Source organism: Mesorhizobium sp. WSM3873 (assembly GCF_001672445.1).
In the GTDB taxonomy this organism is placed as follows: domain Bacteria; phylum Pseudomonadota; class Alphaproteobacteria; order Rhizobiales; family Rhizobiaceae; genus Mesorhizobium.
In genome coordinates this window covers 1-1049 of the sequence record NZ_LYTM01000053.1, presented here as the reverse complement: position 1 = coordinate 1049, position 1049 = coordinate 1, and the positions used below count along the sequence as shown (strand labels likewise).

Below are 1049 nucleotides of genomic sequence, written 5' to 3'. Positions count from 1 at the left end.
CTAGAGCGGGATGAAGTCATCTCCGGTCGTATCCTGCATTGGCGAAGTAGTTTGAGCACTCGGCGGGTGTCGTCCGGTTGAGGATTTCGCCGATCGCCTGGCAGACGGTCTCGGCCGTCCGTTTGGCCGCCTTTCGAAGCCAGTGTTTGAGCTTGGCGAAGAACTGTTCGATGGGATTGAGGTCGGGTGAGTATTTGGGCAGGAGAATCAACTTGGCCCCTGCCTTGCGAATGGTGCGACGCACGGCCTTGCCCTTATGCGAGCCGAGATTGTCCATGACGACGATGTCGCCGGGCTTCAGGGTCGGAACCAGCACGGTCTCGATATAGAGGCGGAAGCGCTCGCCATTGATCGGCCCATCGATGAGCCATGGCGCGGTGATGCCGTCATGGCGCAAGGCGGCCAGGAACGTCATGGTTTTCCAGTGGCCGTGCGGCACCTTTGCCTTGATGCGCTGCCCAACTGGCGCCCAGCCTCTGAGTGGCGCCATGTTGGTCTTGGTCCAGGTTTCGTCGATGAACACCAGGCGGGCAGGATCGATGCGGTTCTGATAGGCCAGCCATTGCGCCCGTCGGCGCGCTACGTCGGGGCGATCCTGCTCGGCCGCGACCAACGTCTTTTTTTGTACGACAGACCCTCGGCGTGGACGAACTCCCAGACCGAGCGATAGTCGACCTCAAGCCCTCGTTCGGCGAGTTCGGCGACAAGCCCGCGCAGCGTGAAGGCCTGCTTGCGGCAGCGCTCAATGAGCCAGTCGCGCCAGGCCCCCGATAGCTTCTTCGGCTTGGAACCCCCGACTTTGCGCGGTGCTACGCTGCCGGTTTCCTCATCGAGCTTCACCCACTCGATCGCAGCGCTGTAGCTGACCCCGAAACGCTTCGCAGCTGCGCGCCGCGACATTCCCTCTGTCTTCACCGCCGCCACGACGCGCTCTCGCAGATCCATGATAGTGCCATCCATGCTGGCCTCCTTCCCAGCATGAATGGTGAATCATAAACCCGCTGATTTGGGAATCCTCAACGACTCCCAACAATTTCATCCCGCTCTAG

Annotated in this window: 1 protein-coding gene; it reads right to left on the bottom strand. The window is 61.2% G+C overall.

The genetic code is table 11. The features are described from left to right. Positions 1–16 precede the first annotated feature (16 nt). Positions 17–960, bottom strand: a protein-coding gene (locus A9K71_RS24575) for an IS630 family transposase (RefSeq protein ID WP_156752765.1) whose coding sequence is annotated in 2 segments (ribosomal slippage) — positions 17–624 and positions 624–960 — 945 coding nt in all. Because the reading frame shifts where the segments join, the coding sequence is not laid out codon by codon here. Positions 961–1049 lie beyond the last annotated feature (89 nt).